The organism is Saccharothrix sp. NBAS 001 (assembly GCF_056640475.1).
On the sequence record NZ_CM153251.1, the window covers coordinates 9,056,433 to 9,077,111 of the forward strand.

Here is a 20,679-nt window from a genome sequence, read left to right on the forward strand (position 1 = left end):
CGTGTCCGATCTTCAGGAACTGGTCGTTCAGTGGCAGGCGGCGTACCGGGCCTACACGGGAGCACACGAGACGAATCGGTACGTCGCCGCTGATGATCCGGTGGCGGCGGCTCGGATCGCGTCGACGTACCGGCTCGTCGCGCGGTTGTGGCGGCAGCTCGCGGCCTTGGAGAGCACGCCGTGGTGGGCCAAGGCGGCGGCGTTGCACGGGGCCGAGACGTTCGACCACCAGGCGGACGTGAACGAACGCATCGCGGGCGGCGACCGGACCGCCGGCTCCCACCGGGCTCACGCACCCGTCAAGGGGGTGGGTGGTCATGGGGCGCACCAAGACTGACCCGTGGGCACAGGCCAACGCCGTGACGTTGCTCAAGGACGCGCACGAGGAGTTGACGCACCTCATGCCGGCTTCGGACGCCTCTCCGGACGTGCGGCGGGAGTTCTACCTGCGGTCGGCGGAGGTGTACGCGCGGGTCGCGGAAGTCGATCGGGGACACCACCACGAAGCGCTGTACTGGGCCACGCGTGAGCGTGCAAAGGCTGAGGGAGTCGAGTCGGATGAGCGTTGATCAGGCTGTGGAGCGTTCGGCGGGTCGGCGAGGCGCGGCTGTCGAAGGCGACTTGGGCCGTGTGGTGCGGGGCGGGTTGCCGTTGAAGCGGCTGGCCGGTGCGTACACGCCGGCGATGTTCGAGGCGGTGATGCGCCTCTTGGTCGGTTATCCGCATGAGGAACGGTCGTTGCGGATGTTGTCGCGCTCGGCCCAGGTGCCGTACTCCGCAGTGCGCAAGATGTGCGCCGATCTGACCGAGTTGGGGCATCTGACGGTCGAGGCCGACACCTTGCCCAGCGGCTTCCCGGTGCATCGGCCTCGGCTGTCGCCGGCGGGACTGGCCTACTGGGGCGGTCCGGGGGTCGCGCACGACTGGTTGCGTGACAGCGAGGCGTGGCGCGACGACCGGTTGGCGGCGGTGATGGGAGCGCGGCTGTCGGCCGATGACGGAGAGCGGGGCGAGGCTGTGGGTTACTCGTTCCCGGTGCTGTTCCGGGTGGCCGACGCGCTTGTGCTGGTCTCGTCGCGAGAGTGGACGATCAAGGACCTGATGGCGGCGGCGGATGCCGATGAGGACATGGCGCGGTTGGCCTGCTTGGACTTGGTCGCGGCCGGTCATGCCACGTGCCACCGGTGGCGGGAGCACGGCGGGACGAGCCGTGAGGAGACGCGCTTTTCGATCAGCCTTGACGGCGTCGTGGCCTGGTTGCGCTGGATGCCTGATCCGTCGACGTACTAGCAGGGATCGCGGGCGGGCATCGGATCGAGGTATCCGTCCGTGCTCCGGTGACAACTGAAGACGATCAGTGTGAGGTACCCCAAGGCCGTGTCGTGGAGTCGAATACCTCGCGCACGCTGACCCGGCATCCGCCCTGTGCGTCTACACGCACCTGATGCCTGCGAGTCACGGACGGACCCGGGCGGCTGTGGACAAGGTGTTCGCCGAGGCGTTGTCGGAGATGGCGTGATCATCAAAAGGCCACGGCCCGGGTGACTGAAGTGGTCACCCGGGCCGTGGCCTGTGGTCTGGCTGACAGCCTCTCCCCGCCTGACGGCCTGGAGACGGCCGGTGAGGGTCCTCAACCGATGAAACTGCTGGTCAAGGTCCCGTGCCGATCACACGTCGTAGTAGAGCGCGAACTCGTAAGGGTTCGGGCGCAGGCGCAACGGGTTGATCTCCTCGTCGCGCTTGTACGAGATCCACGTGTCGATGACGTCCGGGGTGAAGACGCCGCCCTCCAGCAGGAACTCGTGGTCCGCCTCCAGGTTGTCCAGGACGGCGTCGAGGGTCGCGGGGACCTGCTTGACGTTGAGGGCCTCCTCGGGCGGCAGCTCGTAGAGGTCCTTGTCGATCGGGGCCGGCGGCTCGATCTTGTTCTTCACGCCGTCCAGGCCCGCCATCACCATGGCCGAGAAGGCCAGGTACGGGTTGCCCGACGAGTCGGGGCAGCGGAACTCGATGCGCTTGGCCTTCGGGTTGTTGCCGGTGATCGGGATGCGCACGCACGCCGACCGGTTGCGCTGGCTGTAGACCAGGCTGACCGGGGCCTCGTAGCCCGGCACCAGGCGGTGGTAGGAGTTCACCGTCGGGTTGGTGAACGCCAGCAGCGACGGCGCGTGGTGCAGGATGCCGCCGATGTAGTGGCGCGCGGTGTCGGACAGGCCCGCGTAGCCGGACTCGTCGTGGAACAGCGGCACGCCGTCCTTCCACAGCGACTGGTGGGTGTGCATGCCCGAACCGTTGTCGCCGAACAGCGGCTTCGGCATGAACGTGACGGTCTTGCCGGCCTGCCACGCGGTGTTCTTGATGATGTACTTGAACAGCATCAGGTCGTCGGCGGCGTGCAGCAGCGTGTTGAACTTGTAGTTGATCTCGGCCTGGCCGCCGGTGCCGACCTCGTGGTGGGCGCGCTCGACCGTGAAGCCGTTGGCCTCCATGTTGAGGACCATCTTGTCGCGCAGGTCGGCGTAGTGGTCGTTGGGCGTGACCGGGAAGTAGCCGCCCTTGTACTTGACCTTGTAGCCGCGGTTGCCGCCCTCTTCCTCGCGGCCGGAGTTCCACCAGCCGGAGATCGCGTCGATCTCGTGGAAGGAGGCGTTCGCGGTGGTGTCGAAGCGGATCGAGTCGAAGATGTAGAACTCCGCCTCGGCGCCGAAGTACGCGGTGTCCGCGATGCCCGACTCGGAGATGTACTGCTCGGCCTTGCGCGCGATGTTGCGCGGGTCACGGCTGTACGCCTCAAGCGTGAACGGGTCGTGCACGAAGAAGTTGACGATCAGCGTCTTCTCGATCCGGAACGGGTCGAGGCGCGCGGTGTAGAGGTCGGGCAGCAGCAGCATGTCCGACTCGTGGATCGACTGGAAGCCGCGCACCGACGAGCCGTCGAACGCGAGGCCCTCGGCGATGGCGTCCGCGTCGAACGCCGAGGCCGGGAGCGTGAAGTGCTGCATGACACCGGGCAGGTCGCTGAACCGGACGTCGATGAACTTCACGCCCTCGTCGGAGATGAACTTCAGGACCTCGTCGGGATTCTTGAACACCCTCGTCGACTCCTTCACTGCGGTGGGGGCGTGGTTGAACGCCGCTAGTTGCGCGCGGCCTGCCATCTACTGCGACGCTATGGCGGTGGTGTTGCCCAGCAGTCACCCTGATGTTTCGCCAGTGTTAACGGGCACCCCGGGGTGGGCAACCCGACCTCCCGATCCTCACCCGCTGAGCACGGCCTTACTCTGGTGGGGTGAGCAAGTGGACCGGTTCGTGGCTGTCTGGACCCCGCTCGGCACTGGAGCCGGGCGCCGACTCGGGCGACGGTACCGCCCAGCGGTGGAAGGGCGAGCGCCTCGGCCTGCCGAGGTCGGGGCCGGGCTCGGTGGCGGGCACCGGACGCCGGGCGGTGGCCATCCTGGTCGACTTCGCCCTGGCGATGGGCGTGGCGGGCGTGTTCACCTACCCCGACCTGCCGCGCAACTGGAGCCTGCTGGCCTGGCTGCTGATCACCGTCATCGCGGTCGGGTTCTTCGGCTTCACGCCGGGGCACGCGCTGTTCGGGCTGCGGGTGGCGCGGCTGGACGGTTCGGGCGTGGTCGGCGTGCCCCGGGCGCTGCTGCGGACCGTGCTGATCTTCCCGATCATCCCGGCTGTGGTGTGGGACGCGGACGGCCGCTGCCTGCACGACAAGGCCGCCGGCACCGTGGTCATCCGCGTCCGCTGAACGTCCGCCCCGACTTGACCGCCCGCTCGGCTTGACCGCCCGCTCGGCTTGACCGCCCGCTCGGCTTGAACGTCCACGCGGCTTTGAAGGCTCGCGCAGCTTCGAACGATCGCGCGGCTCGTTCCGGGCCGAGCGTTCGCGGCTGTGCTGGATTCGCCGTTCGTACCGGATTCGCCGGGTGCGCTGAGACGGGCGTTTGCGCTCGGATGGCCGTTTGCGCTGGTCAGCGGCGGTTGGTGAGTGGTGGTTGGTGGGCGTTGGCGGGGTGCGGGTTGGTGGCGGGCGTGGCCGCCGGCCCCCGGCATCCATCATCTCACGGGGTGCCGACAGTGCTGGCGGAAAAGGCTGAGAGCCCTCCGCAGAGGGCTCTCAGCCGACGGCCGGGAAGTCAGGTTCGGGCAGGTCAGCGGCGGCGCATGGCGCGCTGGATGTTGCGCATCTTCGCGCCCTGGGGGAGCGGGCCCTTGGGGAGCGCCGCGCCACGGCTGGCCAGGGCGGCCAGGCGGTTCTCCAGGGTGTCGACCTGGGCCGTCGAGATGTTGCGCGGCAGCTTCATCAGGTGGCCCTGGAGCTTGCGCAGTTGGACCTGGCCCTCCTCGGGGCCCACGATGACGTCGTAGATCGGGGTTTCGCCGATCACCCGGGCCACGCGCTTCTTCTCCTGCGCGAGCAGGCCTTTCACCCGGTGGGGCGCGCCTTCCGCGACCAGGACCACGCCGGGCCGGCCGATCACGCGGTGCACCATGTCGCCGCTGGTCGTGCCCGCCACGGCCTGGGTCACCCGCCACTTGCCACGCAGGTTGTCCAGCGCCCAGCCGGCCGCGCCGGGCTGGCCGTCGGCCTTCGCGTAGACGTTGCGCTGCACCCGGCGGCCGAAGACGATCACCGCCACCAGCGCGCCCACGGCGATGCCGAGCGGCAGCAGGACCCACTGCATGTTCCAGATGAGTCCGAGCAGGAACGCCGCGGCCGTCGCGCCCAGCAGGCACAACAGCATCAGGGGCACCAGCGCCTTGTCTTCGCGGCGCTGCACCTTGAACGCCTCGAAGATCTGTCCGCGCCGCGCCTTCGAAGCCGCGCGCCGCGCCTTCGCCGCTTCCTTGGCGGCGGCCTTGTCCTGCTTTCCAGCCATACCCACCAGGATACGGCGCGCCGTGTCGCCCCATCACAGCCGTGCCCGTGTGCAATGCGAGGATGCAGCGCATGGAGCGGCTGCTGGAGGGACTCGACCCGGAACAGCGTGCCGCGGTGGAGGCACCGCGCGGCCCGGTCTGCGTGCTCGCGGGAGCGGGCACCGGCAAGACCCGGACCATCACCCACCGGATCGCCTACCTCGTGCAACGCGGTCACGTCGCGGCCGGTCAGGTGCTCGCCGTCACGTTCACGGCGCGCGCCGCGGGGGAGATGCGGACCCGGTTGCGGGCGCTCGGCGTGCAGGGCGCGCAGGCCCGGACGTTCCACGCGGCGTCGCTGCGGCAGCTCCGCTACTTCTGGCCGCGCGTGGTCGGCGGCCCCCAGTGGGACCTGATCGACCGGAACAAGCTGCGGTTCGTCGCCCAGGCCGCGAACCGGGCCGGGCTGTCCACCGAGTCCGACTCGCTGCGCGACCTCGCGGGCGAGATCGAGTGGTCCAAGGCGTCGCTGATCGCGCCCGAGGACTACCCGGCCGCCGCCGCGCGGACGCAGCGGGACACGCCCGTGCCCGCCGAGCAGGTCGTGAAGGTCTACCAGACCTACGAGCAGCTCAAGAACGACGCGCAGCTGCTCGACTTCGACGACCTCCTGCTGCACACCGCCGCCGCGCTGGAGGAGCACAGCGAGGTCGCCGAGGAGTTCCGCGACCGCTACCGGTGCTTCGTGGTCGACGAGTACCAGGACGTCACGCCGTTGCAGCAACGCGTGCTGGACTCGTGGCTGGGCACCCGCGACGACCTGACCGTGGTCGGCGACGCCAACCAGACCATCTACTCGTTCGCGGGCGCCTCGCCGCGCCCGCTGCTGGACTTCCCGCGCCGCTTCCCCGAGGCCGCCGTGGTCCGGCTGGAACGCGACTACCGGTCGACGCCGCAGGTCGTGGGCCTGGCCAACGAGGTCATCAAGTGGGCGCGCGGCCGTCCCGCCGGGTCGCGGCTGCGGCTGATCGGGCAGCGCCCGGAGGGGCCGGTGCCCCGGTTCACCGAGTTCGACGACGAGTCCGCCGAGGCGGCGGCCGTCGCCCAGCGGGTCAAGGCGCTGCTGGACGAGGGCGTGGCGGCCAGCGAGGTCGCCGTCCTCTACCGGGTCAACGCGCAGTCCGAGATCTTCGAGCAGGCGCTGGCCGAACTCGGCATCCCCTACCAGGTACGCGGCGGCGAGCGGTTCTTCCAGCGGCCCGAGGTGCGCCAGGCGATGATCACCCTGCGCACGGCCGCCGCGCAGGACCCGCCCGGCGAGCTGCCCAAGGTCGTGCGCGAGGTGCTGACCGGCGTCGGGCTCACCGACGAGCCGCCCGCCGGCGGCGCGGCCCGGGAGAAGTGGGAATCGCTGCTCGCCCTGGTCGAACTCGCCGAGGAGCTGGCGGCCACCGTCGAGGGCGCGGACCTGGCCAAGTTCGTCGTCGAACTGGACGTGCGCGCCGAGGCGCAGCACCCGCCGACCGTCGAAGGCGTCACGCTCGCCTCGCTGCACGCCGCCAAGGGCCTGGAGTGGGACGCGGTGTTCCTGGTCGGCCTGGTCGAGGGCACCGTGCCGATCGTGCACGCGGACAACGACGAGGCGGCGATCGAAGAGGAGCGTCGGCTGCTGTACGTGGGGGTGACCCGGGCCCGTGAGCACCTGTGGCTGTCGTGGGCGCTGGCCCGCGCTGTCGGCGGCCGTCGCTACCGCAGGCGCAGCCGGTTCCTCTACGGGCTGGTCCCCGAGGACCACCCCGCGTCGCGGACCGTCGCCAAGCGCGAGCCGCTACAGCGCCGCCCCAAGCCGCTGTGCCGGATCTGCGGCTCGGCGCTCACCGACGCCCGCTCGGTCAAGCTCAGCCGGTGCGAGAGCTGCCCGTCGGACCTGGACGAGGAACTGCTGGCCAAGCTGCGCGCGTGGCGCGCGGGCCGGGCCAAGGAGCTGAAGGTCCCCGCCTACGTCGTGTTCACCGACTCGACCCTGGTCGCGATCGCCGAGCAGCGGCCCGAGGACGTGCCGGGCCTGGTCGCGATCGCCGGCATCGGCGCGGCCAAGCTGGACCGCTACGGGGCCGACGTCCTCGCCCTTGTCCAGGGCAAACGCTGAAACATCACACGATCGACAGGTATTTGGAAAAAGCGGTTGCATCGCCCTGGGACCGAGTCATAACCTGCTGAGGCCGGGCGCGAAGCGCCCGCTGGGGATTTCGACAGAGCGTTGCTCCGAGACTAGCTGCCCGAGGAGGTGACCGGTGTGAAGACTCAATCAGGCTTCCCGATGCCGAGTCGCCTTCTGACGACGGGCCTTGTCGCGTCCGGTGCCGCTCACGTCGCGGGGGAGAAGTCTGCCCGCGATCGCCACGCCTCGAACCGGGGCGGCGAACGAGTTCAGCTGATCCAGGTGCCGGCCGCCTACGCGCCCACCGTTGTCCCGACTCAGAACGTTGCGCCGTCCGCGCACGAGCGAGGTACCTGACCACCCGTCAGGCACACCTGAGGCTCACGAAGGCCGCGGACCCGTAACCGGATCCGCGGCCTTCGTGTTTGTTCGACCCGTTTTAGCAGGAAAAACCCCATCGCAAGACCCTTGACAGGAGTCCACCTGATGTTGACCGCGACCGTCCCGATAGCCGGGACGTTGTCCACCGAGCCGGACCTGGCGGGAGCCGGGGTCGCCACCCTGATCGACACCGCGCCCGACGCCGGCTTGGAGCTTCCTTGCCGTACCAACAACCCTGACCTCTGGTTCGCCGACGCGCCGGCCGAGCTGGAGCAGGCCAAGCGGTTCTGCGCCGGCTGCCCGGTGATCGCCGAGTGCCTGGCGGGCGCGCTCTCCCGGCACGAGCCCTGGGGGGTCTGGGGCGGCGAGATCTTCGAGCGCGGAGCCGTCATCGCGCGCAAGCGTCCCCGTGGTCGCCCGCGCAAGGACGCAGCACCTGTTGTGCCCGCGGCACCCGCCGCGTCTGTTGTGCCCGCGGCGCCTGCCGCGACCGTTGTCCGGGGGGCTACCGACCAGGAGGCCGCCGCGTGACCACGTACCGAACCACCAGCGATCAGACCGTCGTCATCGAACTCAACCCGCGAGGTAACCCCATGTTGCTCGAAGAAAATCTGGCCAGATCCCGAATGCATGACGCAGAGGTATTTGCCCAACGCCATCGAACGGCCCACCGCCTCGTCGTCGCCCGCAGGTGGCAGCGACTGGCCGGTTGGGCCGAGCGCAGGGCCCAGTCGACGGCCCGCGCGGTCTGACCGCCGGCCCGCCTGAGGGCCGCCGCGATCCGATGCCGTGACACCCGGCCCGCCCTCCTCTTTTCAAGGGGAGGGCGGGCCGCGTCATGGGTACGGTTTGGCGTGTGGCCGCTCACACTCACGACGGAATCGACTGGACATCGCGCGTGGCCTCGCTGCGGCGCGCCGCCGAACTCGACGCGGAAGCCGTCCGCGTCATCGCGCGCAGGCTCGTGCGAGCCCTGCCGGACAACCCGACCGCGGTCGACGTCGGCTGCGGCGGGGGCGGCATGGCCGTCGCCCTCGTCGAAGCCCTCACCGCGCGCGGCGGCGGCACCGTCGTCCTGGTCGACGCCGTGCCGGAGGTGCTCGACGCCGCGGCGACCGCGGCCCGCGCCGCCGCGACCTACGAGGACGACACCACCGCCGCGACCGTCCGGGTCCGTCCCGTGCTCGCCGACCTCGCCGCCGAACAGCCCGCCGACTTCGCCGGCCCCGCCCACCTGATCTGGGCGTCCCGGGTCGTCCACCACCTGCCCGACCAGCGCCGGGGCGTGGCCGACCTGGTCGACGCCCTCGCCCCCGGCGGCTGGCTGGCCCTCGGCGAGGGCGGCCTGGAGAGCCGCTGCCTGCCGTGGGACATCGGCCTCGGCGAACCCGGCCTCCAGGACCGGCTCGCGCACGCCCGCGCCGAGTGGTTCGTGCGGATGCGCGAGTCGATGCCCGGCTCGGTGCGCCTCCCCGCAGGGTGGAACACCGTGCTGACCGACGTCGGCCTCACCGACGTGACCGCGTTCAGCTACCTGGTCGACCACCCCGCGCCCGCCGGACCCGCCGTGCGCGAGTGGGCCGTGCAGCAGGTCGGGTGGATGGCCGAGGCAGGTGCCGACCGGCTGCACCCCGCAGACCGCCACACGCTCACCCGGCTGCTCGACCCGGACGACCCGGCGTACCTCGGCCGGCGGGACGACGTGTTCATGCTGTCCGCCGGGACGGTGCACGTCGGGCGCAAGCCGTGAACGCGGCGTGCGCGCGGTGCGGCCGGACCCGCGAGTCGGTGAAGGACGCCGCGAAGCTGCTCGCCTGGGCGCGCGAGCGCGAACACGGCACGGACCGCTGGCTGTGCCACGACTGCGCCCGAACCCACGTCCGCGACATCGAGGGCAAACTCCCCGCCGAGTACTGGTAGCCGAAGCCGACCTGGCCGATCGGGCTGACCGAGCCGACCTGGCCGATCGGGCTGGCTGATCCGGCCGGACCGATCCGTCTGGCCGAGCCGACCAGAGCGACCAGGCTGGCCGGTCCGATCGGGCTGACCGAGCCGACCAGATCGACCCGACCGGACCCGACCCGACCCGGCCTGGCCTGGCCTGGCCGGACCAGACCGGATCGGACTCGACCTGACTGGACTGGACCCGACCTGATCGGACCGGACCGGACCGGACTCGACCTGACCCGACTGGACCCGACCAGACCGGACCGGACTCGACGCGACCTGATCTGACCGGACCTGATCAGGCCAGACCCGACCAGGCCGGACCTGACCAGGCCGGACCTGACCAGCCCGGACCTGACCAGCCCGGACCTGACCCGACCGGACCCGACCCGACCCGACCCGACCGGACCTGACCAGACCCGACCCGACCCGACCGGACCAGACCCGGCTGGACCGACCGGGCCGGACTCGACGCGAGCTGATCTGACCGGACCCGGCCGGACCCGACCGGCCTGGACTCGACCGGGTGGACCGGACCCAACTGGACCCGACCGACTGGACCGGGCCGGACTGACCGGACTGACCGGGCTGGCCATGCTGACTGGGCTGGCTGGAGCGACTGGGTTGGCTGGGGCTGATGAGGCCGCATGGGCCGACTCGACCGGCCGTGGCGGCGGTGCTGACTGAGGTGGCCGGGCTGGTCGGACCCGTGTAGCGCCCGCTGTTGGCTGGTCGTTGGTTGCCGCTTGCGTTGGCTGTCGGGCTTTGCCGCTGTCGGTTGGTACCTGCCGTTGCCTGCTGCCTGGAGCCTGTTGTCGGTGTTCGCCGGCTGCCGGGTTTGGTGGTCGTGCCTGCGGGTGAGTCGGGTGGTGGCGTGGCTGAGCGTTGGTGGTTCGTGGTCGGAGGTTGGGTTGGCGGAGGGTTCGTCGGGGTGAGTGTGCGAGGTGGGGTTGGGCGTTGGCTGCTCCTTTCGTTGGTGGGTGGGGGTCAGGTGAAGGCGGCTCGGTGGGCGTGGGTCAGTTTGCGGAGGGTCGTTCGGGGGACGGCTGCGCCGCGTTGGCTGCCCGCGTCGAGTTCGGCCAGCAGGGCTTCGGGGGTGTAGCCGGAGTGGATGGCTTTGGTGAGGACCCGGTCCCTGCGTTCCGGGTGGCGTTCCTGGCGGGCCGCGTCCAGGACCGCGCGCAGGGGTGGGGCCAGGGGCAGGCCGTCTTTGCTCACGGGGGTGGGCAGGCGGGTGGTGCGTTCGAGGATGAGGCCGCCTCGGCCGGTCTTCCGGCACGACGCTGGTTGCAGGATGTGGATCGACGGGGGCAGCGGTAGGTCGGGGAAGCCCTGTTCGCGCAGGGCGTCCACGCCGGTCAGGACGGCTTCCGGGCCCACGTAGGCCAGGGCGGCGCGGACCTGCTGCGCTCTGGTCGGCGGGGTGGCGGCGAGCAGCAGCACGCCCGGCAGGATGCGCTGCCACGGGCCGCCGGGACGGCAGCGCAGGTCGATCACGTAGCGGGGGACGCCCGCGGCTTTCAGGTCGGCGGTTTTGATCACGTCGGTCATGTGGTCGATCTTGGGCCAGGGGGCGGGGGAGTGCGAGGGGCGGGTGTGAATCTGTGGATGGGGGATTTCGGGTTGTGGACAACTTCGTGCGGCTCGCCCTGCAGCGTTCGGCTCCCGGTCGGAACGGCCTGGTGGGAGGCGGTTCGGCCGGGAGCCGGGAGCAGTTGGCGGGCACGGGCCCGCGGCGGCGGTGGGGTCAGTCGGCGAAGCCGGGTTGCCAGCGGGCGACGATGGCGTGGGCCGGGACGTTCGCGTCCAGCTGGCAGAGGATGCCCGTCGCGCCCAGGGTCACCCGGTGGATCAGCAGGTACTGCGGCGGCAGGTTGAGGGAGCGGCCCGTCTGCGAATCGGGGCTGCGCAGGTCGCCCACCCGTTCGGCCTGCTTCTGGAGCCACTTGCGGGTGAAGTGGAACGTTTCCGCCCGCAGCGGCTCGACGAACGGGGCCAGGTAGTTGAGGACGTCCTCCTCGTGCAGTTCGGTCCCCGGCCGGATGAAGTGCTCCGACCTCAGCAGGTCCAGCAGGTCGCGGGACCGGCCGTCCAGCGCCAGCCTCGTCATCAGGCCCAACGTCGGCGGCAGGCCGTCGGGCAGCCTGGCCACCGCGCCGAAGTCGAGCACCCGCAGCCGGCCGTCCGCGCCGAGCATGAAGTTGCCCGGGTGCGGGTCGGCGTGCAGCAGGCCGGACCGGCTGGGCGCGGAGAAGTGGAACTCCGACAGCAGCCGGCCCGCCAGGTCCCGCTCCTCGCGTTCGCCCGAACGGATGATCTTGGACAGCGGGGTGCCGTCCGTCCACTCGGTGACCATCACCTTCGGCGAACTGGCCACCACGCGCGGCACCAGGACGTGCTCGTCGCCCTCGAACGCCTTCGCGAACACCCGCTGGTTGCCCGCCTCGGTCCGGTAGTCCAACTCCTCCAGGTAACGGTCCCGCAGCTCCTCCAGCAGAGGTTTCACCTCTGCGCCGGGCATGATCGCCTGGAGCACCCGGCTGAACCTGAGCAGCTGCTTCAGGTCGGTCTGCAGAGCCTCGTCCGCACCGGGGTACTGCACCTTGACCGCGACGTCGCGGCCGTCGTGCCACACCGCGCGGTGCACCTGGCCGATGGACGCCGACGCCGCCGGGTCGTCGTCGAACGCCGTGAAGCGCTTCGCCCACCCCGACCCGAGCTGCTCGGCCAGCACCCGGTGCGTGGTGCGCGCGGGCATCGGCGGGGCCGCTGTCTGGAGCTTGGTCAACGCCTCGCGGTACGGCTCGGCCAGCTCGTCGGGCACCGCGGCCTCGAACACGCTCAGGGCCTGCCCGAACTTCATGGCACCGCCCTTGAGCTGCCCCAGCACCGCGAAGACCTGTTCCGCGGTCTTCGCCGAGACCTCGGCGCTGACCTCCTCGGAACTGCGGCCGGCCAGCCGCTTCCCCCACCCGCCGACGACCCGGCCGGCCACCCCGATGGGCAGGCTGGCCAGCTTGGCGGTGCGCTGCACGGCCTTGCGCGGGATCTCACTCACCCGAAGATTCTCCCCCCGCCCGTGGAACACGGTCGCAAGTGGTTTACGCCTCCTCGAACCTACACAGGCGCGGCTGAGGACCGGCTCATCCGAGGGAACGGCAATCACAGCGCGGGTGCACCGGTGCCAGCCGGTGCTCGACCAGACCCGCGAACGCGTTCACCTCCAGCACCGCGTCCCACGCCGGCGGCCGGGTCCGCGCGCCCGACTCGTGGTCCAGCGCGAGCAGCGCCTGGCCGGCGGCCAGCCCGGCGGTGGTCGCCACGGTCGCCAGGTCGGCGTGCCGGGGCTGGTCCACCAGCTGCACGGCCAGCGCCGACCAGCCCCGGTCCAGCTCGGCCCGGTGCAGGTCGTAGCACCGCAGGCAGCTGCTGCGGCCCGGCACGACCAGCGGCCCGACCACGCCCAGGCCCTCGGCCGCCCGCACGGCCAGGTGCGGCGTGCCGTCCAGCAGCAGCGCGCGCAGCAGCTCCGGCGGCGGCACCTCGGCGTCGGCCAGCACGACCAGGTCCGGCGGCCGCACCCGGACCTCGGTCCGCACCTGCGGCGACGCGCGGCGCAGCGCGTCCTCGGCGGCGTCCGGGCGGGCCCGGCCGACGTCCGCGTCGAGGTAACCCGATCCGGTGTCTTCGGGGTTCACCCAGCCGCGCGCGACCACCCGGACGTGGCCCACGCCCGCCGACGCGAGGTGTCCGGCGACCGCCGGCGCGAGCCTGCCGTCCCCGTGCACGACGACCGAGCGGGCGGCGCGCGCGGTGGCCAGGCCGGGTGCCGGGCGGCCGGTGCGCAGGGCCCACTCGGTGGCTTCGGTGACGAGCCTGCCGGGCGGCTCCGGGCGGGTCTCCTCGACCAGCCCGAGGTCGGCCAGGGCGTGCACGAGACGGGCGAAGTCCTCGTCCTGGTGGTCCCGCCCGGACAGCTGTCGCAGCAGGTCGGGAAGGGTGTGCCGGCCGGTGAGGGCGCACAGCGCGGCGGCCGTCTCCGGGGGCGCGTCCTCGATCAGGACGGAGTGCCGGGGGTCGAGGCCGATCTGGATCGCGTCGGGCCGGCGGCGCAGCACGGGCAGGCCGGGGAGGACGCGGGGGCGGTGGAACGTGGTCACGGTGGGCAGCGTGCCGGGGTCGGCGGCGCGGCGGGCGCAAGCACCGGGGCTTTTCGGCGAGTCGCGCACCGGAGACCCGGTCGGGTGGCCGGGAGCGGCCCGGCCACCCGCCGGCTCAGACCTTCGCCTTGCCGAGGATCCGGGTCACCGTGGTCCCGCAGACCGGGCACTTGCCCTTGGCCATCCTGCGGTTGTTGCTCTCGTGCACCTCGCCCGTGAAGTCGCGCTTCTCACGGCACTTGACGCAGTAGCCGTTGTAGGTCTCGGCCACGGCTTCCTCCTTGCTTCGAGAGTGTGGGGCGATCTGCACCACACTCGGGGGCTGCGCAGCACGCTACCTCTGCGGGCGACCAACCGCTGCACGCGACGTGCCGCGTGTCCAGCCGTCGTTCGGGGGAATCTGTTGGGCCGATGCCGCGCACACCGCCGCTTGGCCGCCGCGAATTGTCGGTGCGGGGCCTTACCGTGAACGCCATGCCCGAACCGCAGGTGGAGGTACGGCGCAGCGCTCGGCGCCGTCGCATGGTGAGCGCGTACCGCGAGGGGGACACCGTCGTCGTCCTGCTGCCGGCGCGCATGAGCAAGAGCGAGGAGAAGCACTGGGTGGCGGAGATGCTCAGCCGCCTGCAACGCAGCGAGACCCGCAGGCGGTCGCCCACCCGCACGTCCGACGCCGCCCTGCTGGCCCGCTGCGAGGAGCTGGCCGACCGCCACCTGGACGGCGTGCGGCCCAGCAGCGTGCGCTGGGTGCCGCCGATGCGCACGAGGTGGGCGTCCTGCACGCCCACCGAGGGCACCATCCGGATCAGCGAACGGCTCCGCGACGTGCCCGCGTGGGTGCTCGACTACGTCCTGGTGCACGAGCTGGCGCACCTGAGCGTGCCCGGCCACGGGAAGGACTTCTGGGACCTCGTGCACCGCTACCCGAGGTCCGAACGGGCCATCGGCTACCTGGAGGGCCTGTCCGCCGCGGCGGGCCTGGGCATCACCGAGGAGGACTGACCCGGCTCGTGCCGGCCCGCACGAGGGGCCGGCGGCCGGGTGTCAGTCCTCGTCCTTCTCGTCCCGCAGCGTCCGCTCCAGCTCCGCCATCGGGTCCTCCAGCGCCTTGCGGGTGCTGCCGAACCGCTCCGCGAACTCCATCGGGTCGTCCAGGTCCTCGGCGGTGGGCACCAGGTCCGGGTGCTCCCAGACGCTGTCCCGCTGCTCGATCCCGTGCTGGTCGCCCAGCAGCTTCCACAGCGCCGCCGCCGACCGGTGCCGGCGCGGCCGCAGCTCCAGGCCCACCAGCGTGGCGAACGTCTGCTCCGCCGGACCGCCGGACGCCCGCCGCCTGCGCAGCGTCTCCCGCAGCGCCTCCGCACCCGGCAGGCGCTCGCCGACGGCCTCCGCGACCACGACGTCCACCCAGCCCTCGACCAGGGCCAGCAGCGTCTCCAGGCGGGTCAGCGCGGCCTTCTGCTCGGGCGTGGTCTGCGGCTCCAGCATCCCGGACTTCATGGCCTCCTCGATCGAGGCCGGGTTCGACGGGTCCATCTGGCCCGCCAGCTCCTCCAGCGCGGAGGTGTCGACGGTGATGCCCTGCGCGAACGCCTCCACCGTGTCCAGCAGGCGCTGCCGCAGCCACGGCACGTGGCTGAACAGCCGCTGGTGGGCCGCCTCGCGGGCGGCCAGGAACACCAGCACCTCGCTGGTGGGCCGCTCCAGACCCTCGGTGAACTTCTCGATGTTCGCGGGCAGCAGCGCGGCGGTGCCCTCGGGGCCCAGCGGCAGGCCCACGTCGGTCGAGGTCAGCACCTCGGAGCCGAGCTGCGCCAGCGCGCCGCCCAGCTGCGAGCCGAACGCCATGCCGCCCATCTGGCCGAGCATCGACAGCAGGGGGCCGGCGGCCTCCTTGGCCTCGGCGGGCATCGCGTCCACCCACGCGCCGGACACCCGCCGCGCCACCGGGTCGCACAGCCGCTGCCACGTCGGCAGGGTGCGCTCCACCCAGTCGCGGGCGGTCCAGCCCTGGGACTTCGAGGTGCCGGCGGGCAGCGCGGTCACCGGGTCGAGCCACATCTCCGCCAGGTGCACCGCGTCGGCCACCGCTTTGTCCTGGTCCGGGGTGAACCCCAGGCCGCCCTGGCCGGACAGCTGCTGCAACGCGATCTGCTTCGCCAGGTCGTAGTTGACCGGCCCGGCGGACGTGCCCGCGTTGCTGAACATCGCGCCGAGCTGGCTCAGCATCGCGCCGAGCTGGTTGAAGTCGAACGGGTTGCCCGGCTCCTCCGGCTTGCGTCCTCGGTCGTCGGGGTCCTGCGGGCCGAACCCGAAGGGCACGTCACTCATACCCCCACGGTACGCGGGCCGTGGGTGGTGCGCGGGACCGGTTCGCCCACGGCTTGAGGGGGTGGTCGTACCCTGTCGGGCGTGAGCGAAGGCACCGACACCGTCGTGGAGCAGCCGACGAAGCGCCCGGCCCGACCCCGTGGTGGTCTGACCAGGCGCACGTGGACGCTGGTGATCAGCCTGACGGTGGTGTTGGCGCTCGGATTGCTCGGCGGGTTCGCCAGAGTGCCTTACGTCGCGCTGGGCCCCGGCCCGACCTACAACACGCTGGGACAGGTCAACGGGACCGACGTGGTGCACATCGAGGGTCAGGAGACGTTCCCGACCAACGGCGCGCTCACCATGACGACGGTGTCGCTGCTCGACGACGTCTCGCTGTTCGGCGCGCTCGGCCTGTGGATCAGCGGGCGGCACGCGCTCGCGCCGCGCGAGGAGTTCTTCCGGCCCGGCGAGTCCGAGCAGCAGGTCCGCGACCAGAACGTGAAGGCGTTCCAGGACTCGCAGACCAGCGCCGAGGTCGCCGCGCTGCGGTACCTGTCCTACCCGATGAAGGTCGTCGCCGGCGACATCACCCGGGGCAGCGCGGCGGACAACGTGCTCCAGCCCGACGACCGGCTGCTGGTGGTCAACGGCAAGGACATCGCCGCCTACGAGGACGTGCGGGGCGCGCTGGAGAACACCAAGCCCGGCGACCGGGTCGAGGTCACCTTCCAGCGCGAGTCGGCGCGGCAGACCGCGACGATCACCCTGGGCAAGGCCGACGACCGGCCGAGCGGGTTCCTCGGCATCCGGCCGGTGGACCGCGCCGACGTGCCGTTCGACATCAAGATCAGCCTCAGCGACGTGGGCGGCCCGTCCGCGGGCCTGCTGTTCGCGCTGTCCATCGTGGACAAGCTGACCCCCGGCGAACTCAACGGCGGCCAGTCCGTCGCGGGCACCGGCGAGATCAACGACAAGGGCGAGGTCGGCCGGATCGGCGGCATCAACTTCAAGATGGTCGCCGCGCGCGAGGGCGGCGCGACGACCTTCCTGGTGCCGGCCGGCAACTGCGACGAGGCCAAGCAGCACGCGCCCGAGGGGCTGCGGCTGGTCAAGGTCGAGAAGCTGGACGACGCGGTCGAGTCCCTCAAGGCGATCAACGCCGGCAAGGACGCGCCGCACTGCTGAGCCCGGCCCGGCCCGGCTAGGGCCGCAGGGTCCCCAGCAGGGCGTCGGTCAGGTTCGGGGCCAGTTCGGGGTGCTCCACGACCTCGTCCGGGGCCTCGACCCCGCCGCGCAGCCGCAGCACGCACGCCACCGAACCGTCCCGCAGCACGGCCGCGACCAGGCGCGCCTCCCGGCGCTGCGGGTGCGCGGCGGCGAACTGGCGCGCCGCCTCGTCGTCCAGGTCCTCGGACAGCGACTGCTCGGCCTCCGGCGGCAGCACGACGATCTCCTGGGCCAGCGCGCACCCGCGCACCACGTCCGGCCACACGATCCCGGCCAGCGCCTTGTCCAGCTCGGAGTCGGGCAGCGCGTCCTGCGCGATCGGGGTCAGCGGCGAGGCCGCCGGGTCGAGCTGGCCGGCCAGTTCGGGCTGCTGCGCGAGCAGGTCGGCGGTCGGTACCAGGGCGAACAGCTGGGGCCCCTGGTTCCAGCCGGCGGCGGACACGAACTCCTCGACCTCGCGGGCCACGGCCGGCAGCACCACGGGCGGCTTCTCACTCGCAGACACGCCGGTCATGGTCGCATCCACCCGAAACGGCCGACCGAACGGGGAACCCTCGGCGGCCTCCGTACAGTTGGACAGAACGTACGAAAGCCATTACCGCGATCCAGGAGCGTGCCCAGTGGCCACTCGGCCCCCGGTCGGACTGCCCAGGCTGTCCCGTCGAAGCCGGATTCTGCTCATCGTCGGTGCGGTGGTCCTGGTCGGTCTGATCACCGGCTCCAGGTTGCTCGGCACCTACGTCAACTGGCTGTGGTTCGGCGAGGTCGGCTTCCGCAGCGTCTACGGCATCGAGCTGGCGACCCGGTTCGGGTTGTTCTTCGCCGTGGGCCTGCTGGTGGGCGGCCTCGTCGCGCTCAACCTCATCCTCGCCTACCGCTCCCGGCCGGTGTTCGTGCCGGTCTCCGGGCCGGACGACCCGGTGGCCCGGTACCGGTCCGTGGTGACCCGCCGGATGAAGCTGTTCGCGATCGGCCTGCCGGTGATCGTCGGCGTGATCGCGGGCGGCTCGGCGCAGGGCGACTGGCAGAAGATCCAGCTGTTCTTCAACGCCACGATGTTCGGCGAGACCGACGCCGAGTTCGGCCACGACATCGGCTTCTACGCCTTCCAGCTGCCGTTCTACACCTGGTTGCTCTCCTGGCTGTTCATCGCCACGGCGGTGTCCTTCGTCGGCGCGGTGGTGGCGCACTACCTGTTCGGCGGCATCCGGCTGGCCGGTCGAGGCGGGCAGCTCTCCGGGCCCGCGCGCACCCACCTGTCCATCGTCGCGGGCGTGTTCGTGCTGCTCAAGGCGGTCGCGTACTTCTTCGACCGGTATCAACTGCTGTTCTCCGACCGGAACGAGAAGTTCACCGGCGCGACCTACACCGACCTGAACGCGGTGCTGCCGGCCAAGCTCATCCTGCTGTGCATCGCGGTGTTCTGCGCGATCGCCTTCTTCACCGGCGCTGTGCTGCGCAACCTCCAGCTGCCCGCCATCGCGACCGTGCTGCTGGTGCTGTCCAGCATCCTGGTCGGCGCGGCCTGGCCCGCCGTGCTGGAGCAGTTCTCGGTCCGCCCGAACGCGATCGAGAAGGAAGCCGCCTCCATCGGGCGCAACATAGCCGCGACCAAGGAGGCGTTCGGGCTCACCGACGACAAGGTCGAGACCAAGCCGTACGAGGGCAAGCAGAACGTCTCGCTGGACGAGCTGAAGAACGACCAGGCGACGCTGGGCAACATCCGGCTGCTCGACCCGGCCGTGATCTCCAAGACGTTCACCCAGTTCCAGCAGCTGCGGCCGTTCTACGCGTTCCCGGAGAAGCTCGACGTCGACCGGTACAAAGTGGACAACCAGCTCCAGGACTACATCGTCGCGGTCCGCGAGCTGAACACCGCCGGCATCCCGCAGGGCCAGCGCGACTGGATCAACCAGCACCTGATCTACACGCACGGCAACGGCATGGTGTTCGCCGAGGCCAGCAAGATCAACTCACCGGCCGACCAGGGCGGCAACGGCGGCTACCCGGTGTTCGACGTGGCCGAGGTCGACCAGGAGGGCAAGGTCAAGCCCGGCCCGTTCGGCGTGCAGCAGCCCCGCACCTACTTCGGCGAACTCGGCGGCGACGCGGACTACGCGATCGTCGGCGGTCGCGACGGCGGCTCGCCGGGCGAGTACGACACCGACCGCTCGCAGTACACCTACGACGGCAAGGGCGGCGTCCGGATCGGCGGCCTGTTCAACAAGCTGGTCTTCGCCGCGGCCTACGGCGAGCGGAACATCCTGTTCAACTCGGCCATCGGCGACGACTCGCGGATCATCTTCAACCGCCACCCGCGCGACCGGGTGGAGAAGGTCGCCCCGTGGCTGACCGTCGACGGCGACCCGTACCCCGCCGTGGTGGACGGCAAGATCACCTGGATCGTCGACGGCTACACCACGCTGGAGAACTACCCGTACGCGCGCCGCACGTCCCTGGCGTCGGCCACGAACGACTCCCTGCCCGGCGTCGCGCAGCAGCCGAACAAGGACGTCAGCTACATCCGCAACTCCGTCAAGGCCACTGTGGACGCCTACGACGGCACGGTGACGCTCTACGCGATGGACGAGAAGGACCCCGTCCTGCAGGCGTGGATGGGCGTCTTCCCGGGCACGGTGAAGCCGAACAGCGACATGTCGCAGTCGCTGCGCGAGCACCTGCGCTACCCGGAGGACCTGTTCAAGGTGCAGCGCGAGACGCTGGCGCGCTACCACGTCGACCAGCCGCGCGACTTCTACTCCGGTGTCTCGTTCTGGGGCGTGCCCTCCGACCCGACCATCGACAACGTGACGACGGCCGAACAGCAGCAGCAGAACAGCCAGCAGCCGCGTGACCAGCAGCCGCCGTTCTACGTGCTGGCGGGCGACCCGACCGGCGACGCGGACAAGGTCAGCTTCCAGTTGACCAGCGCGCTGGTGCGGCAGAACCGGGAGTTCATGGCGTCGTACGTGAGCGTGCGCTCCGACCCGGACAACTACGGGAAGATCAGCGTCCTCACGCTCAACAACGAGGCCAAGGGTCCGCAGCAGATCCAGACCCAGTTCCTCACCTCGGGCGAGGTCAGCAGCGAACTCAACCTGCTGACCCAGCGGCAGACCAAGGTCGTCTACGGCAACCTGCTGACCCTCCCGGTCGGCGGCGGGCTGCTCTACGTGGAGCCCATCTACATCGAACGGGCCAGTCAGAACACCCAGTTCCCGCAGCTGTACAAGGTGCTGGTGAGCTTCGGCGACAAGGTGGGCTACGCCCCGACGCTGAAGGAAGCGCTGGAGAAGGTGCTCTCCGGGGCGTCGTCGCAACTGCCCGACCAGCCGGGCGAGACGCCGGGCACCACCACGCCGCCCACCAGCAACACCACGCCGCCGGGCAACGGCAACGGGCAGAGCACGGAACTCCAGCAGGCCGTGAAGGGCATCCAGGACGCGCTGGCGGCCATCAAGGCGGCCCAGGGCAGCGGTGACTTCGCGGCGCTGGGCAACGCGTACAAGGCGCTGGACGAGGCCACGAAGAAGTTCGAGGCCGCCTCCGCCGCCGCGCCGCAGACCCAGCAGTCGTCGGTGGCACCGTCACCCACGCCGACCGGCTGACCAGGGC

At 71.2% G+C, this 20,679-nt stretch carries 19 protein-coding genes; 11 read left to right on the plus strand and 8 right to left on the minus strand.

Annotated elements, in window-relative coordinates; genetic code table 11:
- The first annotated feature begins 1 nt into the window (after nt 1).
- From AC0HI0_RS40570 to AC0HI0_RS40580, 3 genes are read left to right on the plus strand one after another with little or no spacing between them, the layout of a single operon-like run.
- Nucleotides 2–337, plus strand: coding sequence for a hypothetical protein (locus tag AC0HI0_RS40570; protein WP_480928763.1), 336 nt, complete (start codon nt 2–4; stop codon nt 335–337).
- Nucleotides 318–569 (plus strand): AMED_5909 family protein, encoded by a 252-nt coding sequence (locus AC0HI0_RS40575; RefSeq protein WP_480928764.1) that lies wholly within the window; start codon nt 318–320, stop codon nt 567–569. The genes AC0HI0_RS40570 and AC0HI0_RS40575 overlap by 20 nt, the downstream gene beginning before the upstream one ends.
- Complete coding sequence (locus tag AC0HI0_RS40580; protein WP_480928765.1) at nt 559–1,290, plus strand: hypothetical protein; 732 nt, start codon at nt 559–561, stop codon at nt 1,288–1,290. The genes AC0HI0_RS40575 and AC0HI0_RS40580 overlap by 11 nt, the downstream gene beginning before the upstream one ends.
- Nucleotides 1,291–1,667: 377 nt before the next feature.
- On the opposite strand, the gene glnA is transcribed toward AC0HI0_RS40580, so the two are convergent.
- Nucleotides 1,668–3,092, minus strand: coding sequence for a type I glutamate--ammonia ligase (gene glnA / locus AC0HI0_RS40585; protein ID WP_480934500.1), 1,425 nt, complete (start codon nt 3,090–3,092; stop codon nt 1,668–1,670).
- 197 nt (nt 3,093–3,289) lie between these two features.
- Here glnA and AC0HI0_RS40590 point away from each other — a divergent pair, with 197 nt between their 5' ends.
- Nucleotides 3,290–3,763 (plus strand): RDD family protein, encoded by a 474-nt coding sequence (locus AC0HI0_RS40590; RefSeq protein ID WP_480928766.1) that lies wholly within the window; start codon nt 3,290–3,292, stop codon nt 3,761–3,763.
- A gap of 403 nt (nt 3,764–4,166) precedes the next feature.
- Here the strand turns inward: AC0HI0_RS40590 and AC0HI0_RS40595 are convergent, their stop codons facing one another.
- Complete coding sequence (locus AC0HI0_RS40595; RefSeq protein WP_480928767.1) at nt 4,167–4,895, minus strand: DUF4191 domain-containing protein; 729 nt, start codon at nt 4,893–4,895, stop codon at nt 4,167–4,169.
- 62 nt (nt 4,896–4,957) lie between these two features.
- Between AC0HI0_RS40595 and AC0HI0_RS40600 the strand changes: the two genes are divergently transcribed.
- From AC0HI0_RS40600 to AC0HI0_RS40615, 4 genes are all read left to right on the plus strand, one after another.
- Nucleotides 4,958–7,024 (plus strand): ATP-dependent DNA helicase UvrD2, encoded by a 2,067-nt coding sequence (locus AC0HI0_RS40600; protein ID WP_480928768.1) that lies wholly within the window; start codon nt 4,958–4,960, stop codon nt 7,022–7,024.
- Between the two features lie 498 nt (nt 7,025–7,522).
- Nucleotides 7,523–7,948 carry a WhiB family transcriptional regulator gene (locus tag AC0HI0_RS40605; protein WP_480928769.1) on the plus strand — a complete coding sequence of 142 codons (426 nt, stop codon included), beginning with the start codon at nt 7,523–7,525 and terminating at the stop codon, nt 7,946–7,948.
- A 325-nt stretch (nt 7,949–8,273) separates the two neighbouring features.
- Nucleotides 8,274–9,167, plus strand: a complete 894-nt coding sequence (locus AC0HI0_RS40610; protein ID WP_480928770.1) for a class I SAM-dependent methyltransferase — start codon at nt 8,274–8,276, stop codon at nt 9,165–9,167.
- 38 nt (nt 9,168–9,205) lie between these two features.
- A complete protein-coding gene (locus AC0HI0_RS40615; protein WP_480928771.1) occupies nt 9,206–9,337 on the plus strand; it encodes a hypothetical protein in 132 nt (43 codons plus the stop codon).
- A gap of 1,014 nt (nt 9,338–10,351) precedes the next feature.
- Here AC0HI0_RS40615 and AC0HI0_RS40620 read toward each other — a convergent pair.
- The 4 genes from AC0HI0_RS40620 to AC0HI0_RS40635 form a co-directional block, all read right to left on the minus strand.
- Entirely contained in the window at nt 10,352–10,915 is a 564-nt protein-coding gene (locus AC0HI0_RS40620; protein ID WP_480928772.1) for a hypothetical protein, read from the minus strand.
- Nucleotides 10,916–11,111: 196 nt separating this feature from the next.
- On the minus strand, nt 11,112–12,422 hold the full coding sequence (locus tag AC0HI0_RS40625; RefSeq protein WP_480928773.1) for an ABC1 kinase family protein: 1,311 nt from the start codon (nt 12,420–12,422) through the stop codon (nt 11,112–11,114).
- A gap of 85 nt (nt 12,423–12,507) precedes the next feature.
- On the minus strand, nt 12,508–13,524 hold the full coding sequence (locus tag AC0HI0_RS40630) for a thiamine biosynthesis protein ThiF (protein ID WP_480928774.1): 1,017 nt from the start codon (nt 13,522–13,524) through the stop codon (nt 12,508–12,510).
- Between the two features lie 115 nt (nt 13,525–13,639).
- Nucleotides 13,640–13,795: a DUF5679 domain-containing protein gene (locus tag AC0HI0_RS40635; RefSeq protein WP_015098458.1), complete on the minus strand. Its 156-nt coding sequence runs from the start codon at nt 13,793–13,795 to the stop codon at nt 13,640–13,642.
- Nucleotides 13,796–13,998: 203 nt separating this feature from the next.
- On the opposite strand from AC0HI0_RS40635, the gene AC0HI0_RS40640 reads away from it, so the two are divergent.
- Nucleotides 13,999–14,526 carry a M48 metallopeptidase family protein gene (locus AC0HI0_RS40640; RefSeq protein WP_480928775.1) on the plus strand — a complete coding sequence of 176 codons (528 nt, stop codon included), beginning with the start codon at nt 13,999–14,001 and terminating at the stop codon, nt 14,524–14,526.
- 42 nt (nt 14,527–14,568) lie between these two features.
- Here the strand turns inward: AC0HI0_RS40640 and AC0HI0_RS40645 are convergent, their stop codons facing one another.
- The gene (locus AC0HI0_RS40645) at nt 14,569–15,855 is read right to left on the minus strand and encodes a zinc-dependent metalloprotease (RefSeq protein WP_480928776.1); all 1,287 of its coding nucleotides are present in this window, start codon (nt 15,853–15,855) and stop codon (nt 14,569–14,571) included.
- A gap of 81 nt (nt 15,856–15,936) precedes the next feature.
- Between AC0HI0_RS40645 and AC0HI0_RS40650 the strand changes: the two genes are divergently transcribed.
- A complete protein-coding gene (locus tag AC0HI0_RS40650; protein WP_480928777.1) occupies nt 15,937–17,022 on the plus strand; it encodes a YlbL family protein in 1,086 nt (361 codons plus the stop codon).
- 16 nt (nt 17,023–17,038) lie between these two features.
- Here the strand turns inward: AC0HI0_RS40650 and AC0HI0_RS40655 are convergent, their stop codons facing one another.
- Nucleotides 17,039–17,578: a PPA1309 family protein gene (locus tag AC0HI0_RS40655; protein ID WP_480928778.1), complete on the minus strand. Its 540-nt coding sequence runs from the start codon at nt 17,576–17,578 to the stop codon at nt 17,039–17,041.
- Nucleotides 17,579–17,684: 106 nt separating this feature from the next.
- On the opposite strand from AC0HI0_RS40655, the gene AC0HI0_RS40660 reads away from it, so the two are divergent.
- Nucleotides 17,685–20,672: a UPF0182 family protein gene (locus AC0HI0_RS40660; protein ID WP_480928779.1), complete on the plus strand. Its 2,988-nt coding sequence runs from the start codon at nt 17,685–17,687 to the stop codon at nt 20,670–20,672.
- Nucleotides 20,673–20,679 lie beyond the last annotated feature (7 nt).

What these genes read in the sequence shown, in the direction of transcription:
- AC0HI0_RS40575 (WP_480928764.1), top strand. Translation starts at nt 318, where the DNA reads ATGGGGCGCACCAAGACTGACCCGTGGGCACAGGCCAACGCCGTGACG.
- AC0HI0_RS40580 (WP_480928765.1), top strand. Translation starts at nt 559, where the DNA reads ATGAGCGTTGATCAGGCTGTGGAGCGTTCGGCGGGTCGGCGAGGCGCG.
- AC0HI0_RS40595 (WP_480928767.1), bottom strand. Translation starts at nt 4,895, where the DNA reads ATGGCTGGAAAGCAGGACAAGGCCGCCGCCAAGGAAGCGGCGAAGGCG.
- AC0HI0_RS40600 (WP_480928768.1), top strand. Translation starts at nt 4,958, where the DNA reads ATGCAGCGCATGGAGCGGCTGCTGGAGGGACTCGACCCGGAACAGCGT.
- AC0HI0_RS40605 (WP_480928769.1), top strand. Translation starts at nt 7,523, where the DNA reads ATGTTGACCGCGACCGTCCCGATAGCCGGGACGTTGTCCACCGAGCCG.
- AC0HI0_RS40620 (WP_480928772.1), bottom strand. Translation starts at nt 10,915, where the DNA reads ATGACCGACGTGATCAAAACCGCCGACCTGAAAGCCGCGGGCGTCCCC.
- AC0HI0_RS40640 (WP_480928775.1), top strand. Translation starts at nt 13,999, where the DNA reads ATGCCCGAACCGCAGGTGGAGGTACGGCGCAGCGCTCGGCGCCGTCGC.
- AC0HI0_RS40645 (WP_480928776.1), bottom strand. Translation starts at nt 15,855, where the DNA reads ATGAGTGACGTGCCCTTCGGGTTCGGCCCGCAGGACCCCGACGACCGA.
- AC0HI0_RS40655 (WP_480928778.1), bottom strand. Translation starts at nt 17,578, where the DNA reads ATGACCGGCGTGTCTGCGAGTGAGAAGCCGCCCGTGGTGCTGCCGGCC.